The organism is Amycolatopsis sp. NBC_01480 (genome assembly GCF_036227205.1).
Lineage (GTDB): Bacteria > Actinomycetota > Actinomycetes > Mycobacteriales > Pseudonocardiaceae > Amycolatopsis.
The window spans coordinates 7,336,893-7,351,432 of sequence record NZ_CP109442.1 but is presented as its reverse complement, the minus strand read 5'-3'; the positions used below and the strand labels follow the sequence as shown (position 1 = coordinate 7,351,432).

The 14,540-nt window shown below is 72.1% G+C and carries 13 protein-coding genes and 1 pseudogene; 5 read left to right on the top strand and 9 right to left on the bottom strand.

The window, feature by feature from the left end; all coding sequences use genetic code 11:
* Positions 1–7 precede the first annotated feature (7 nt).
* From OG371_RS34965 to OG371_RS34950, 4 genes and pseudogenes are all read right to left on the bottom strand, one after another.
* Entirely contained in the window at positions 8–2,116 is a 2,109-nt protein-coding gene (locus OG371_RS34965) for a PPE domain-containing protein (protein ID WP_329059932.1), read from the bottom strand.
* A gap of 11 nt (positions 2,117–2,127) precedes the next feature.
* Positions 2,128–2,607 carry a hypothetical protein gene (locus OG371_RS34960; protein WP_442876018.1) on the bottom strand — a complete coding sequence of 160 codons (480 nt, stop codon included), beginning with the start codon at positions 2,605–2,607 and terminating at the stop codon, positions 2,128–2,130.
* The gene (locus tag OG371_RS34955; protein WP_329059931.1) at positions 2,604–3,353 is read right to left on the bottom strand and encodes a MerR family DNA-binding transcriptional regulator; all 750 of its coding nucleotides are present in this window, start codon (positions 3,351–3,353) and stop codon (positions 2,604–2,606) included. Before OG371_RS34955 ends, OG371_RS34960 begins: the two co-directional genes overlap by 4 nt.
* A gap of 339 nt (positions 3,354–3,692) precedes the next feature.
* Positions 3,693–6,000, bottom strand: a pseudogene (locus tag OG371_RS34950) (glycosyl hydrolase family 95 catalytic domain-containing protein).
* Between the two features lie 299 nt (positions 6,001–6,299).
* Between OG371_RS34950 and OG371_RS34945 the strand changes: the two are divergent.
* The 3 genes from OG371_RS34945 to OG371_RS34935 all read left to right on the top strand — a co-directional run bounded on the left by OG371_RS34945 (position 6,300) and on the right by OG371_RS34935 (position 8,861).
* Positions 6,300–7,322: an LLM class flavin-dependent oxidoreductase gene (locus OG371_RS34945; RefSeq protein WP_329059930.1), complete on the top strand. Its 1,023-nt coding sequence runs from the start codon at positions 6,300–6,302 to the stop codon at positions 7,320–7,322.
* Between the two features lie 98 nt (positions 7,323–7,420).
* Positions 7,421–7,888: a DUF2087 domain-containing protein gene (locus OG371_RS34940; protein ID WP_329059929.1), complete on the top strand. Its 468-nt coding sequence runs from the start codon at positions 7,421–7,423 to the stop codon at positions 7,886–7,888.
* Positions 7,889–8,021: 133 nt separating this feature from the next.
* The gene (locus OG371_RS34935; protein WP_329059928.1) at positions 8,022–8,861 is read left to right on the top strand and encodes a helix-turn-helix transcriptional regulator; all 840 of its coding nucleotides are present in this window, start codon (positions 8,022–8,024) and stop codon (positions 8,859–8,861) included.
* A 4-nt stretch (positions 8,862–8,865) separates the two neighbouring features.
* Here the strand turns inward: OG371_RS34935 and OG371_RS34930 are convergent, their stop codons facing one another.
* Positions 8,866–9,945: a LysR substrate-binding domain-containing protein gene (locus tag OG371_RS34930; RefSeq protein WP_329059927.1), complete on the bottom strand. Its 1,080-nt coding sequence runs from the start codon at positions 9,943–9,945 to the stop codon at positions 8,866–8,868.
* A gap of 89 nt (positions 9,946–10,034) precedes the next feature.
* On the opposite strand from OG371_RS34930, the gene OG371_RS34925 reads away from it, so the two are divergent.
* The gene (locus OG371_RS34925; protein WP_329059926.1) at positions 10,035–10,685 is read left to right on the top strand and encodes a hypothetical protein; all 651 of its coding nucleotides are present in this window, start codon (positions 10,035–10,037) and stop codon (positions 10,683–10,685) included.
* 8 nt (positions 10,686–10,693) lie between these two features.
* On the opposite strand, the gene OG371_RS34920 is transcribed toward OG371_RS34925, so the two are convergent.
* The 3 genes from OG371_RS34920 to OG371_RS34910 are packed head-to-tail and all read right to left on the bottom strand — an operon-like array spanning position 10,694 to position 12,049.
* A complete protein-coding gene (locus tag OG371_RS34920) occupies positions 10,694–10,810 on the bottom strand; it encodes a hypothetical protein (RefSeq protein ID WP_329073355.1) in 117 nt (38 codons plus the stop codon).
* A complete protein-coding gene (locus OG371_RS34915; RefSeq protein WP_329059925.1) occupies positions 10,767–11,042 on the bottom strand; it encodes a hypothetical protein in 276 nt (91 codons plus the stop codon). Before OG371_RS34915 ends, OG371_RS34920 begins: the two co-directional genes overlap by 44 nt.
* Complete coding sequence (locus OG371_RS34910; RefSeq protein WP_329059924.1) at positions 11,036–12,049, bottom strand: DMT family transporter; 1,014 nt, start codon at positions 12,047–12,049, stop codon at positions 11,036–11,038. Before OG371_RS34910 ends, OG371_RS34915 begins: the two co-directional genes overlap by 7 nt.
* Before the next feature lie 40 nt (positions 12,050–12,089).
* On the opposite strand from OG371_RS34910, the gene OG371_RS34905 reads away from it, so the two are divergent.
* The gene (locus tag OG371_RS34905; RefSeq protein ID WP_329059923.1) at positions 12,090–12,617 is read left to right on the top strand and encodes a MarR family winged helix-turn-helix transcriptional regulator; all 528 of its coding nucleotides are present in this window, start codon (positions 12,090–12,092) and stop codon (positions 12,615–12,617) included.
* Here the strand turns inward: OG371_RS34905 and OG371_RS34900 are convergent, their stop codons facing one another.
* Positions 12,618–14,534, bottom strand: a complete 1,917-nt coding sequence (locus OG371_RS34900; protein ID WP_329059922.1) for a glycoside hydrolase — start codon at positions 14,532–14,534, stop codon at positions 12,618–12,620.
* Between the last annotated feature and the right edge of the window lie 6 nt (positions 14,535–14,540).

Here is a 14,540-nt window from a genome sequence, read left to right as displayed (position 1 = left end):
CAACCGCTCACTTCCAGTCCGTGTTCTTCCAGTCGCCGATCACCGGCGGCGCCACCACCTCGTCCGGGGAGAAGAACAACGGATCGTCCGACTCCACGAAGTCAGCGATCTTGTGCTCCTTGTCCTCCGGGCCCTTGCCGCCCTTGCCGCCGGCGCCCATGCCGCCCATCCCGGGCGATCCAGCCGCGCCTTTGCCGCCGGCCCCGGCGGCGCCGCCGCGCGCGGCCAGCTCCTCCGGGGTCAGGCTGCCGGCTCCGGTCGCGCTGCCCGGCCCGCCGAGCGAGCCGCCCTTGCCGCCGCCGAGCCCGCCGATGCCACCGGCACCGCCGCCGCCGAGACGGCTGCTGATGCTTTCACCGTTGACGCCGCCGCCGAGGCCGATCGACGGGATCTTGCCGCCGCCACTGCCCGAGCCGCCGCCCGGGCCGCCGAGCGAGATGCCGCCCGGGATGCTGGGCGGGGTGAAGCTGGGGCCGCCGCCCGGCGGGAGGTTGACATCCGGGATCTTCGGGATGCCGCCGGGGTTGATCCCGTTCGGCCCGCCGCCCGGGGGCAGGTTGACGTCCGGGATCGACGGCGGGTTGTACCCCTGGATCTGCGTGCCCTCTTTGCCCTTGTCGTCCTTGGGGAGGTTGAGCGGCGGCATGTTCAGCGACGGGGGGTTGAACGACGGCGGGTTGCCGCCGCCCGGGATGCTGCCGCCCGGCGAGCCCGGCCCCGGCCCGCCGCCCGGCGGGAGGTTGAGGTCGGGGATCTTCGGCGGGTTGTACCCCTGAGCGTGCGTGCTGTCGCCCGGGTTCGGCAGGTTCAGCTGCGGCACGCCACCCGGTCCCAGCGGCTTGCCGTCGGGGCCGAGGGGCTGGCCATTCGGGCCCAGCGGGAGTCCGTTCGGTCCCAGCGGCTGGCCGTTCGGGCCGAGAGGCTGACCGTTCGGACCCAGCGGGAGACCGTTCGGACCGAGAGGCTGACCGTTCGGACCCAGCGGCTGGCCATTCGGGCCAAGAGGCTGGCCATTGGGTCCCAGCGGCTGACCGTTCGGACCGAGGGGCTGGCCGTTCGGGCCCAGCAGCGGCTTGCCGTCCGGGCCCATCGGCTGGCCGTTCGGGCCCACCGGAATCCCGTTCGGGCCGAGGATCGGCTTGCCGTCCGGACCGAGCGGTCCGCCGTTCGGGCCCACCGGTTTGCCGTCCGGGCCGAGGCGCGGGCTGCCCTGCAGCCTCGGCGAGACCGACGCGGGGCTCGCGCTGCCGCTGGCCAGCTTCGGCGGCGCCGGGAAGTGCGGCGTGCTGACAGCGCCGGCGATGGTCTTGTCGTACTGCGTCATGGTCTGCGCGGCCTGCTCGCGCGCGGCCTGCTGCTCGCGGTACTTGTTGACGATCAGGCCCGCCGTGGCGCCGTACGCCACCGGGTCCTTGACCTGCTGCAGCTGCGCCATGGACTGCGCCACGTTGAACTCGACCGGCGGGTTGGCCTTCATCGCGATCTGCGTCTGGTTGAGCGCCTGCGAGTGGATCTCCTGCTGCCGCCCGGACAGGACCGAGCCCTGCGCGGTCTCGCCGAGCCACTTGCCGACGTTCGCGAGGTGCTCGCGCGCCGCGTCGCCGCCGCCGCCCTGCCAGTCGGAGGTACTGGCGCTGATCGCGTCGCCGAGGCTCTTCTGGTGCCCGGTCAGGTCGTTGCCGACGCTGACCCACTCCTCCGAGGACTCGGCGACGGTGGCCGGGTCCGCGCTGGTCGTGATCGCCTGCTGCATCTGCTCGTGCGTGGCGTTGCCCCAGTCGGTGGTCGGCGGGGTGCCCGGGTCACGCATCTTCAGCCCGTCGGCCAGCCCCTTCTTGCTGTCCTCCAGGTTCTTCTCGTAGATGTCCTGGATCAGCTGGTTCTTGACCTCCGGGGACAGCGCGGGGCCGAGCCAGGTGCCCATCAGGTCGACCTGGAGCGTCGAGACGTTGCGCAGGTCGTCGCCGGAGCTCGTGTTGTCGGTGATCGGGCCCACGTAGTACTTCGAGGACGAGTCCATCGTCTGCTCGTAGTACGGGCTGTGCGGGTCGTAGTCCGGCGACTTCGGGTCGGAGACCGACGCCGTCTTGTCGTCTTTGTCGGTGGCAGATGACACGGGACGTTCCCTCAGCTCTCGTCGCCGGCGGTGGGGAGGTGGGTGAGCGTGCTCTTCGTGCCGGACTCGCGATCGGCGTAGTTCTTCTTGGCCAGCTTGATCGCCTCGATGTAGGTCGGGAACTCGTCCCGGGCCGCCTGCAGCTGCGTGAGCAGGCCCTGCGCGTCGTTCGCCGTGGCGCTCATGTGCTGGGCCACCCACTGGCCGGTGGCGGTGGACGACATCGCGGGCGTCTCGCCCACCTTCTGCAGCGCGCTCCAGCGCTGCTGCAGCGTGTCCACGACGGCCTCGAGCGCCTTGATCATCTTCTCGCCGGTCGTGTCGTCGACCGCGAAGCTGCCGGTGCGGGCCATGTCCATCATCTTCTTGCCGGACAGCATCGGCTGAAACGCCTCGACCCGCTCCCCCTGGACCGGCGCGGTCGTCTTCTGCGCTTCCATCAGCCGGGGTGTCTCGTCCGCCATCGCTTTCTCTTCCTTCTCGTCACTCATGACTGCCCGGGCCCTCCCCGCGTGCCGAGGAGATCGCCCGCCCGGGCCATGACATCGATCTGGGCCGGGTTGAAAAGATCCTTGATCGCCGCGTCCATCATGTCGGCGGCGAACTGCGGGCCGCGGGGCGCGTCCGCCGTCGCGTCCTTCAGCTCCGGGCAGCCGGCGGCCAGCGCGCCGATGGCCGGTGCCAGCCGCTCGGCGAGCCGGCGCCGGGTGTCCTCGTCGGCGTCGGCGGGCAGGCGGTCGAGCTCCGCCATCGCCGGGTCGTCGTGCCACCGGCTGAGGATCTTCTCGTAGGCCCGCAGGCCGTTGGGACCCAGCACCCGGCTCAGGACCACGAAGAAGGCGCGGCCGGCGTCGGACAGGTCCGCCCAGGCCGCCGCCGACGCCAGGTCACGCGCGGTGGTCAGCTCGGTCGGCGCGCCCTGGCTCAGGATCAGCTCCAGCTCGACGCGGGTGCGCCGCAGCCGCTCGACGGTGGCGGCCAGCTCCTCGTCGAGCGAGCGCAGCGCCTCTTCGAAGTGCTCGTCGGCCTCGCCCATGGCGGCGATCTGGGGCAGGGAGAACCCGAGCGTGGTCAGCCGCTTGATCCGCAGCACGCGGAGCAGGTGGGACGTGCCGTAGTGCTTGTAGCCGTTGGCGCCGCGCTCCGGCTCCTTGAGCAAGCCGATCTCGTGGTAATGCCGCACCGCGCGCACGCTGGCACCGGCGAGGTCCGCGACCTCGCGAGTGCTCCACGCCATGGCTCCCCTCCAGGACTTCGTACCGCGGCCCCGGCGTGCCGCCCAGGCCCATTCAAACCCATGCCGGAGCGGCACGGTCAAGCATTGCTGCCCGTAATACCCGTGCCGCCGCCGGCCTCGCCGCCCGTCCACATTACTGCCGTTTACCGGGCCCGGTCCGGTGGGCTCGGCCGCTCGTCCGCATCCGATTTCCCCTCCCGGCCCGGCGCGGGCGCGCCGTCAGGTACCAGTGGACACGGTGCCGGCGCGGCATGGCGAAGAACCGGCCCGATCTTCACCCTTTCTGACCGCTTTACCTGCCCCCATGTCCACCCACAGTGACGAGCGAACGGCACCCCCTTACACCGGCAAGCCCCACGGCTCGGCAGGACCCGCCGAGTCGACCGGGCCGAGTTCGAAGTCCGGCCGGTCCCCTTTCCGGTACACGAACGCCTCCTCGCCCCGTCCCAGCCGCACCTCGATGTCCCCGTTCGCCTGCCGGCGCCAGTCCCGCTCCCGGCCCCGCGCATCGCGGACGGTCAGCTCGCCCTCGATTCCCGGCCGCAGCACGCAGGGCGCGCCGGCTTCGCTGCGTACCCGGAGCCAGCGGGTGCGGCCGTCCTGGCGTGAGGCGCTGATCAGGAACGCGCCCTGGGCCCGGAAATCCCGCATCGCGATGTCCGGCCACGAAGACGGCACCGCCGGGAAGAGCCGCACCACCCCGCCCCAGCTCTGGCAGAGCATGTCGTGCATCGACTGCGCCGCGGACAACGGCGTTTCGATGACCGGGCCGGACTCCTTGTACATCGTGTTCGGCCGGACGAAGCGAGCCAGCAGCTGGCCCAGGTAGTCCGCGGAGTCGTTGCCACGCAGCATCTGCGCGGAGATCGAAGCGGCGCCCGTGAAGCTGTAGCCCTCCAGCGCGCCCTCGAACCCGATCCAGTGCGCCAGCGACTTCTCGATCAGCGCTCGGTGCTCCGGCTGCTCCCAGTTCACCTGGTAGAGCGGGTAGACCTGCAACAGGTGCGAGTAATGCCGGTGCGACTTCGCGAACGGCACTCCCGCGCCGATCATGTAACCGTTCTCGTCCACGGGGTACGGGGCGAGCGAGGCCAGCACGGTGCGCCACTTCGGCGCGAGCGGGTCGTCGATCCGCAGCAGCCGGGCGGAGTCCAGCAGGGTCGTGCAGCCCCACCGGATCAGCGCGAGGTCGTAGTTGCAGTCCGGGGCCAGCTCGCCGTACTCGGGCGAGAAGGTCTTCGGCAGGTGCAGCCGGCCGTCCGGGCCGGGGGCGAGGAACTGCAGGTAGTAGTTGATCGCCCCGCGCAGCAAGGGGAACAGCACGTCGCGCAGGATCGCCTCGTCCATCGTGTGCCGGTAGCTGAGCCACACGTTGTTCAGCGCGAACGCGAGGTTGCCGACCTCGGGCGTCGGCGTCTCCTGGCCCGGGATCCCCACGGCGTAGCCGCTGTTGCCGTCACTGGTGCCGTTGAGCAGGGTCATGTCCGTGGTGCGCGGGATGCCGTACGAGTCCGCCCGGTGGTCCTCGGCGAGCTGATCGCGCAGCCGCTGCCGGTACCGGCCCAGGGTCGGCGTGACCGCGTCCAGCTCGAGGTGGTTGGAGCCGTGGATGAGCCAGTACTCCAGCTGCACGTTGAGGTTCCACCAGACCGCGGGCCACGGGGTCGGCTCGAGCCACGGCCCGGTGGTCGCCATCACCGGGGCGTGCTGGCGGGTGGCGGACGCGACCTTGTACAGCTGGATCCAGTAGAACGATTGCAGCCGGGTGTCCGGAATGGACGCCGAAGCTCTGCCGGTAGTAGCGGTGCCACCAGCTCCGGTGGTCGGCGACGAGCCAGTCCAGCGGGCGGGCGGCGGCGCGGACCGTGCGCAGGGCCTCGGGCGCCGCGGTCCGGCGCGGGTGCGACCAGGCCACGGCGGTGTAGAGCGTCCGCCTCGTCCCGGCTGTGACTTCGCGCCAGGCGGTGACGTGCTCGCCGCCGACCAGCAGCGGCTGCACGGCGAGCTGGTCCGGGCCGCTGGTTTCGAGGCTCGCCGGCGGGTTCGCGGCGTACCCGGCGGGCGGCGGCTTGTGGAGCTGCGGCGCGGTCCGCGGGCTGACCGCCTCGCTCGGGTGGAAGACCCAGCGGAACTTCCGCTCTCCCTCGGTCGGGCGCACCTCGACCGCGAGCACGGACCGCTCGCTGGGCACCGCGGCGCGCAGGGCCAGACTGCCCGCGGTGGTGACGATCGTGCCGGTCAGCTCGGCGTTCCACAGGTCCAGCCGCCAGTCGACGCCGGTGATCGCGCCGGCGGGCTCCAGCGTGAAGTACCCGATCGGCAGCCGGGCCAGGCCGAACAGCGAGCCGAATTCCGGACGGTGGTCCTGCACCTGCGTGTGCTGGACGGTGAAGCGGATCGCGTTCGCACCCGGCTCGGCGTAGACCCCGGTGCCGAGGAAGCCGTTGCCGAGGAACGGCCCTTCGTCCCAGGCCTTCGGCAGCCGCCGCCAGCGCAGGTCGGCGCCGGCCAGGAAATCGGCCCAGCCGCGGTCGCCCAGGTCGCCCTCGCTCCCCAGCCAGCCGCCTCCGCCGGGCCAGGTCCCCGCTGGCCGGGTTCCCGCGGAGGCGGTCCCCGGCAGGGCCATCGCCGCCCCGGCCCCCGCCATGATCCCCAGCACCGCACGCCGGTTGATCTCGTTCGCGTCCAGCTCCGTTCCGGGCCGCCGTGGCGGGCCCAAGCCGTGATCGTGACCGGCACGAGCGGTGCTGCCCGGCGTGAGGCACCAGCGCCAGTCGTTCCCGGCGGGAGCGTACTCATCGGATGTATTGCCCCACAAGGGCGGAAAGTTCTCGCCTGATTTCTGGCTCCTTCTGAATCGGTCCCTGCTTTTCGTGGTGATACGTCTGATCTATGCTGTCGCTGGATCCCGGGAATCAAACGCGCTCGCCGGACGCTGAGGAGTGCGTGAAGAAGATTGGATTCCTCTCGTTCGGCCACTGGTCGGCGAGCCCGCACTCCGAGACGCGGTCCGCCGCCGACTTCCTGCACCAGTCCATCGACCTGGCGGTGGCGGCCGAGGAGCTGGGCGCGGACGGCGCGTACTTCCGCGTGCACCACTACGCGCGCCAGGCGGCGAGCCCGTTCCCGCTGCTTTCGGCGATCGGCGCCCGCACGTCGAGGATCGAGATCGGCACGGGCGTGATCGACATGCGCTACGAGAACCCGCTGTACATGGCCGAGGACGCCGGCGCCGCCGACCTCATCTCCGACGGGCGGCTGCAGCTCGGCGTCAGCCGTGGCTCCCCCGAGCAGGTCATCGACGGCTGGCGCTACTTCGGTTTTGTGCCCCGCGACGGCGAGACCGAGGCGGACATGGCCCGACGGCACACCGAGGAGTTCCTCGAGGTGATCGAGGGCGAGGGCTTCGCACAGCCGAACCCGCGGCCGATGTTCGCCAACCCGCCCGGGCTGCTGCGCGTCGAGCCGCATTCCGAGGGGCTGCGCGAGCGCATCTGGTGGGGCTCGAGCTCGAACAGCACCGGCGTCTGGGCCGCGAAGCTGGGCATGAACCTGCAGAGCTCCACGCTCAAGACCGACGAGAGCGGTGAGCCGCTGCATGTCCAGCAGCGCAAGCAGATCGAGGCCTACCGGGAGGCGTGGCGCGAGGCGGGTCACACGCGTGAGCCGCGGGTTTCGGTCAGCCGCAGCATCTTCGCGCTGACCAACGACGTGGACCGCGCGTACTTCGGCCGCGACCGCAACTCCCGGGACCAGATCGGCATGATCGACGAGACGACCCGGGCGATCTTCGGCCGCTCGTACGCCGCCGAGCCGGACGAACTGGTGCGGCAGCTCAAGGAGGACGAGGCCATCCAGGCCGCGGACACGCTGCTGCTGACCGTGCCGAACCAGCTCGGCGTCGACTACAACGCGCACGTGCTGGAGAGCATCCTCACCCACGTGGCCCCGGAGCTAAGCTGGCGCTGAGGGCTCGTGAGTGGCCATGACGGTTCTAACCGGCATGAACACTCACGAGCTTCTAAACCCGGTGCGCCCGCCGCGGCGACGCCGGTACCGTGCCGACCATGCCCTCACCGGAAGCATTGGTCTCCGCGCTGGCCGATCCCGCGCGGCTGCGGCTGTTCGGCCGCATCTGCGCGGCGCCCGACGGGCTGCCGGCATCCGGCGACGCGCGCACCACGAAACTCGCGCGTCGCCTGATGGCCGCCGGGCTCGTTTCCCTTGCACAGGAACATTATCGCGCCGTCCCGGAGGCTTTCCGGGACGCGCTGGCCAAGCCGTCGGCCGACCCGGTCGAGGGTCTGTTCAGCCGCGGCCGGCTCGTCGCGATGCCGCGGCCGGGACAGCTCCGTCAAGCCGTTTTCGAGCGCCTGGCCGAGGAATTCGCACCCGGACGGCGCTACACCGAGCGAAACGTCCGGGACCGGCTCTCCGCGATCCACGACGACCACGCGACGCTCCGCCGTCACCTCGTGGACGAAGGCCTACTCCGGCGCAGCGACGACGGCAGCGCGTACTGGCGCGCCGGGTAGTCGCCCGGCTAGCGGCCCGCTTCTCACGCTCGACGCCGCGCGGTCCGATGTAGACGGTGTGGCCCCGCTCGTCCGGTCTTCCTAGGACTGCCGGTACCAGGCAGCGCCGCGGCCGGGCGGGCACACTGGCGGTATGGCGACGGCGGAGTTCGGGCAGGCGGTGCGACGCTGGCGTGACCGCGTCACGCCCGAGGCGGCCGGGCTGCCCGTCGGCGGGCGCCGGCGGGCGAGCGGGCTGCGCCGGGAGGAATTGGCCCAGCTGGCCGGAATCTCCGTCGACTATGTGACCCGGCTGGAGCAGGGCCGGGCTACCAGTCCTTCGGCGCAGGTGGTCGAAGCGCTGGCCCGTGCGCTGCGGCTGTCCGCGATCGAGCGCGCCCACCTGTTCCGGCTGGCCGGGCTGAACCCGCCGGGCCCGGAGACGGTGCCGACGTTCATCAACCCGAGCGTCCACCGGCTGCTGGACCGGCTGACCGGCACACCGGTCGCGGTCTTCGACGCGACGTGGACGCTGCTGCTGGCCAACCCGCCGTACGCCGCGCTGATGGGTGACCCGTCGGGCTGGCGGGGTTTCGAGCGCAACTCCGTGTGGCGGCAGTTCGCCGGCCCGGGCTCGCGGGCCCAGCACACCCCGGAATCGCTGGCCCAGTTCCGCACCGGCCTGGTCGCCGACCTGCGCGCCACCGCCGAACGCTACCCGGCCGACCCGCAGCTACGGCGGATGGTCACGGAGCTGCGGGCCACCAGTGCGCAGTTCGCGGAGCTGTGGGATTCCGGCGCGTCGGCCTCGCAGGAAGCCGGCCTGAAGACGATCCTCCACCCGGAGGTCGGCCCCCTGAAACTCGACTGCGACGTCCTGGCCGTGGTGGGCAACGACCTGCGGATCATGGTCTACACGGCGGAACCGGGCACCGAGGACGCTGAGCGGCTGGCGTTGATCACTGTGCTCGGGACTCAGGCTTTGAGCGGCTGAACACTCACCGCTCACTCGGATCCCGCAGCCGGGTGACCACGGGATCGCGTGGGGCGGTGCCGGAATCGGCGTAATCCTCGGCTGCGTGCAGGACCGCGGCGCGGACGGCGGCCACCGCCGCTTCCACCGCGGGCACCGGACCCGGACGGCCCTGGCGCCGCACCATCCGCAGCACGAAGGAGCCCGGCACGTCGAACTCGCACACCACCACCCCCGGCGTGCGAACCGCGGTGAACTGCGGCAGCACCGCCGCGCCGAGACCCGCCGCAAGCATCGCCCGGGTGGTCCACGGCTGGGCTGCCACGTGGGTGCGCGCGGGCGTGAGGCCATGCGCCGAGATGAACCGGGCGAACGCGCGGCCGTGCGCTGACTCGACCGGCCCGACGATCCACGGCTGATGGTCCAGGTCTGCCACCGGGTCGGGCGTCCCCGGCTGATGGTCCGGCCCTACCGCTGCGGCCGGGTCGGTGATCGGCTGTCGCCGGTCCAGCCTCGCCGCCGCAGCCGGGCCGGTGATCGGCCGCCGATGGTCCAGTCCGGTCGCCGACGTCCAGCCTGCAGGCACCACCACCCGGTACTCGTCCTCAACCAGCACCGTGGCGACCGTTCGCGGTGGCAGGACGGTCGCGGTGTCGCGGTCGTCGCCCAGCAGGAGGGCGTCTACTCGGCCGGACCGCAAAGGAGCGACGCCCTCGGCGGCGTCGACCTCCACCACCACCGGCTCGACCTCCGGGTACCGCTCGGCCAGCTCGGGCAGCGCAGACCCGACCACCGCCGCGATCGCGCTCGGGGGCACGCCCAGCACCACCCGGCCCGCAGCCGCGCCGGTCCAGGCGCCCAGGGCGCCCGCTGCGTCGGCGAGTACCCGGTCGACTCGGCGGCCGTGTTCGGCGAGGAGGTGACCGGCCTCGGTGAGCGACGCGTGCGGGCCGGAGCGGTCCACGAGCGGCACGCCCGCCTCCCGCTCCAGGCGGCTGAGCTGCTGCGACACCGCACTCGGCGTGTGCCCCAGCGCGCGGGCGGCCGGGCCGACCCCGCCCTCATCGGCGACGGCGGCGAGCACGACCAGTCTTCGTGGATCCACGCGGCCAGTCTTCCCTACAGCAATGCTGAACACCTCCATCAGTCCTGCTTGATACCGACCGCGCCGGTCCGCGCCGCAGAATGACCGCCGTGTCCGGAATTCACCTGTCGCGCCCCGCGCTCGCCGTCGTTGCCCTACTCACCACCGCTGCCCTCGTCGCATGCGGACCGGGAACCACGCCAGGCCGACCCATCACCGAGCAGGCCGCCGCCACCCCGACGTACGTGCTCGCCCCGCCCGCCACCGTGCACGGCGACCCGATCGTGCCGAACCCGACCAGCGCCGCAGCCGCGCAGATGACCAAAGCCCTCACCCAAGCGACCTCCGACGCGGGCGTGTCCGGCACCCCGGTCCACGCCCTCTACGACGACAGCGCCGACGACGCCTGGCTCGTCGTGCTCGGCGTCAACGGCCGGGGCTTCGACCCGCACAAGATGCTCGCGATTTACGGCGCCGCACCGCAAACCCGCGTCGACGGCACCGGCGACCGGCTCACCGTGACCGGCGTGCCCGGCACCGCCGGAGCCCACGGCGGGTCCGCCGTCTGCCAGGAAACCGTGGCCCAGGGCGGCCCGCTCGCCGTCGAGGCCAGCGTCTGCTATTGGCTGACGCCCACCACCTTCGGCCTGGTCACCCTCTACCCCAAACACGACGGCAAGGAATGGGGTTTCGGCTGGCCCGCAACGAAAATCGACGCCCTGATGACCGAAGTCCGGCCCGAAGTCGAACGACAGGCCTGAACCCGCAGCTAAGAAGCCAGCCGACGCCCCCGCCGCCACACCGCACGGGTATTCAACGTCGCGGAAAGCCGCGTAGTCGGGTCACCGTCCACCAGCACCAAGTCCGCCGCGGCGCCGGGCTCGATCCAGCCGCGGTCGGTGAGGCCGAAGCGGTCCGCGGGCCGGCGAGGCGAGGGCCTCGAGCGGGGTCAGCCCGCCGGCCTCCAGCAGGCGCAGCTCGTCGTGCAGGCTGGCGCCGTGGGCCAGGCCCGGGGCGCCGAGGTGGGCCGCGTCGGTGCCGGCCAGCAGCTCGACGCCGGCGGCGCGGAGCCGGCCGACCGAGCGCAAAGCGTTGGCCAGGCCGGCCGACCTCACCATGGCCGCGATCCAGGGCGGCCTCCTGCTGGCCCAGATCCGCCGCAAGCCGGATCAGCTGCGGCTGGCCCTGCGGGGCGCGCGGGCGGCGCTGGAGGACGCGCTCGCTCAGACCGTCCACTCAGGACGGCCGGACGGGAACCGGCGGCGCGACGGCGAAAGCGGCTGATGACCGGCTGTCCGAGCACCAGCCCGGCCAGCACCAGCGCGATGCCGCCGAGCTGTTGCCCGGTCAGCGTGTCACCGGCCAGCAGCGTGCCCAGCAGCACCCCGGTGACGGGATTGAGCAGCCCGATCAGGCCGACGGACGCGGCGGGCAGGTGCTTCAGCCCGGTGAACCAGGCGGCGAACGCGAGCGCGGTGGCCACCACGGTGACGTAGCCGAACCCGAGCAGCATGTCCCCGGTCAGCGCCGGCGGCGCGCCCTCCACCACGACCGCCGGCGGGATCAGCAGCAGGCTGCCCGCGATGAGCTGCCAGGAGGTCGACGCGATCACGTCCACCTCGCCCGACCACCGTTTCGCCAGGATGTACCCGACCGAGGACAGCGTCATCGCGCCCACCGACGCGGCGACGCCGAGCGCGTCGACCCGCACCGCCGCGGTCAGCAGCATCAGGCAGGCCCCGGCGATGCCGATCACCGCCCCGGCCAGCGCGAGCACCGTCGGCCGCTCGGCCACCAGCAGCCAGGCCAGCAGCATCAGCACCACCGGGGAGGTGGCCATGATCATGGACGCCAGGCTGGTCGGGAGCGCCTGCGCGGAAACGTAGATGAGCGTGAAGAACGCGCTGGTGTTCAACGCGCCCAGCACCAGCGACTTCCACCACCACGACCCGTGCGGCCGCCGCCGGCGCACCGCGAGCAGGAGCAGTCCGGCCGGCAGTGCCCGCAGGACCGCGCCATACAGCGGCAGCCCGGGCGGCAGGAGCTCGTGGGTGACGAAGTAGTTGGTGCCCCAGGCGATCGGCGCGACGGCGGTGACCAGGCTCCACCGCAAGGTAGCTTCCATGGAAGCTACAATACCTTCCCGGGAAGCTACCATGGGGCGGGTGACCGAACCGCTGCTCGACCACGTCGCCCGCATCCAGGCCGAATGGGCACGCGAACGCCCCGACCTCGACGTCAGCCCGCAGGGGGTGATCGGCCGGCTGCACCGCGTCGCCTCACTGCTGACCGCCCAGCTCTGCGTCGTGTACAGCCGTTACGGGCTCAGCGAAGGCGAGTTCGACGTGCTGGCCGCGCTCCGCCGCGCCGGGGACCCGTTCGAGCGCGCGCCCGGCGAGCTGGCCGCGTTCACCATGGTCACCACCGGCGCCATGACGAAGCGGATCGACCGGCTCGAACGCGCCGGCCTGGTCACCCGCCGCCCCAGCACCGCCGACGGGCGCGGCCGGGTGGTCGCGCTGACCCCAGCCGGCCGCGAGCTGATCGACACCGCCTTCACCGCCCACATGCACAACGAGCGCCGCCTCGTCGACGACCTCGCCCCGGGCGACGCCGGGCAGCTGGAGCAGGTGCTCACCACCTGGCTCGCCCAGCTCGAAGCTCCCCAAGCCCCGCCACGGAAGCACGGCTGATCAAGCAGGACACAGCCGTTGCGCGGGCTGACCGGGCTGCTCAGCCGAAACACAACCGCCGGGCAGGCCGTCGAACGCGGTGCTGCCGAAGTTCGCCGTGACGACCAGCGCGTGCTCGCCGAAGGTGGTCTGCTGCACGCGCCCGTCACCGGACAGCGTGCGGAAGCCCGTCATCGCCTTCGTGCCCGCCGCCGCCTGGATACCGGCGAAGAAACGTTGCAGTGAAGCCAATTCCGAACCTTCCTCAGTCAGCGCCTGACGGTCCAGCGCGAGGTTGAGCGGGGTGTTGTAGAGCATCGCGAGCAGGATCCGGGTGGCGCGCTGCGCGGGCAGCTTGTCCAGCGGCAGCTCCCAGCGGTCGAGGCTGATCACCGAATCGTGCAGCACCGTCTCGTACAGGGGCACGCGGTAGCGCGGGTCGAACATCGCCTTCGCGAGATCGGCGGAGATCGTGGCCGGCTTGAAGAAGAAGCCGGGACGCGCGGGCGGCCAGTAGGTGCCCCAAGCGTCCTTGTCGCGCTCCGCGGCCCACAGCCCGTCCGCGACCGGGGTGCTGGAGCCATGGCTGAAGGCCAGCACCTGGTTCGCCCAGGCGCCGGCGCTTTCCGAGCCCAGCACGAACTGCCCGCTCAGCTTCGCCATGCGGGACAAGCGGTTCGCCCGGTCCTGCGCCTCGGTCATCGAGTGGTCGGCGCTGTAATCGCGGAACAGCTCGCCGGTGGCGTCGACGTCGAGGAAGTAGCTGTCCGCCCCGTTCGCGGCCGTCGCGGCGACGCGGCCGGCGAGGTAGTGGTGCGCGGGTTCGGCGCCGGCGAGGGCCTGGGAGCTGACGTAACAGCCACGGCCGCCGAACCCGGTTTCCGGCTTCCCTTGGGCGTTTTCGACGCAGGCCTGCGGCCAGACCGGCGACGGCCAGCGCGCGGCCGGGGTGTCGGCGGTCGCCGGGTCCTGCGCGTTGTCCCAGCTGTCGTAGGGGCCCACCAGGTAGCCGGCGTCCTTGGCGGCGCGGACGGCGTCGGCGGGCATCGGGCTGTCGTCGGAGTCGTAGCCCAGCCACATCCGGCCGAGGCCGAGCTGCTGCATCTGCCGCACGGCGTCGGCGCTGCGGCCGTCACCCCAGAGATAGGCGTGGAACGCGCCGATCAGCTTGCCCACGGCCGGATTCGCCTTGATCTTCCGGTCCAGGCTGCCGAGCTGCCCGTGGCTCACCAGCCACCGCCGGTAGTCCAGCGCGGGTGCGACCGGGGAGCCGTCCGTAATGCTGAACGCCACGGTGTAGCCGTCCGTGCCATCGGCGGCGGCGAAGTGGTGAGACGTGGCCGTGTGCAGGCGGCCCGCAGTGGAGACGAAGCGCAGGCTCGTGCCGAGGTCGGTCGGCACCACGTACCCGGCGCCGACCTTGCCGAGGGTGTAACCCCAGAACGGCATGCTGAGGTCCTGCAGGCGCACCGGGTCGGTGCCGCCGAGCTGACCGTTCCACCACGGGTCGGCGACCGGCACGGAAAGCCCTTCCCCACGGGGGAACTGCACGGCGCTCGCGGCGCGGTCCGTGCCGGTGACGGGCCAGCTCAGGTCGCCGTCGGCGCTCGCGTGCAGGTCGACGACCAGACGGCCGTCGCGCGCCGAGGCCGAAACGGTCAGCCCCCGGTCCGGATAGGACCAGCTGTAGGTTCCATTGTGGACAGATACCGGACCCGGTGACCCCAGCGGTTCCTGGGCCCCTTCGGAGAGCACCAGCGGCCCGGCGGCGGTCCGCGCGTCGACCCGCAGGGTGGCGGGGTCCAGCAGTGCGACGCCACCCGAGACGGGGATCGCCAGCGCGCCGTGGCCGAGGCGCGTCCCAGCGTCCGCCGGGGCCGCAGTCGTCAAGATCAAGCCCACCGCCACCGCGACGGCCGTTTTCGTTCGTACGCTCATGGACGT

Excerpts from the sequence above, each read along its gene's own strand:
- OG371_RS34960 (WP_442876018.1), bottom strand. The coding sequence starts at position 2,607 with ATGAGTGACGAGAAGGAAGAGAAAGCGATGGCGGACGAGACACCCCGG.
- OG371_RS34900 (WP_329059922.1), bottom strand. The coding sequence starts at position 14,534 with ATGAGCGTACGAACGAAAACGGCCGTCGCGGTGGCGGTGGGCTTGATC.
- OG371_RS34910 (WP_329059924.1), bottom strand. The coding sequence starts at position 12,049 with ATGGAAGCTACCTTGCGGTGGAGCCTGGTCACCGCCGTCGCGCCGATC.
- OG371_RS34940 (WP_329059929.1), top strand. The coding sequence starts at position 7,421 with ATGCCCTCACCGGAAGCATTGGTCTCCGCGCTGGCCGATCCCGCGCGG.
- OG371_RS34935 (WP_329059928.1), top strand. The coding sequence starts at position 8,022 with ATGGCGACGGCGGAGTTCGGGCAGGCGGTGCGACGCTGGCGTGACCGC.
- OG371_RS34915 (WP_329059925.1), bottom strand. The coding sequence starts at position 11,042 with ATGGTGAGGTCGGCCGGCCTGGCCAACGCTTTGCGCTCGGTCGGCCGG.
- OG371_RS34955 (WP_329059931.1), bottom strand. The coding sequence starts at position 3,353 with ATGGCGTGGAGCACTCGCGAGGTCGCGGACCTCGCCGGTGCCAGCGTG.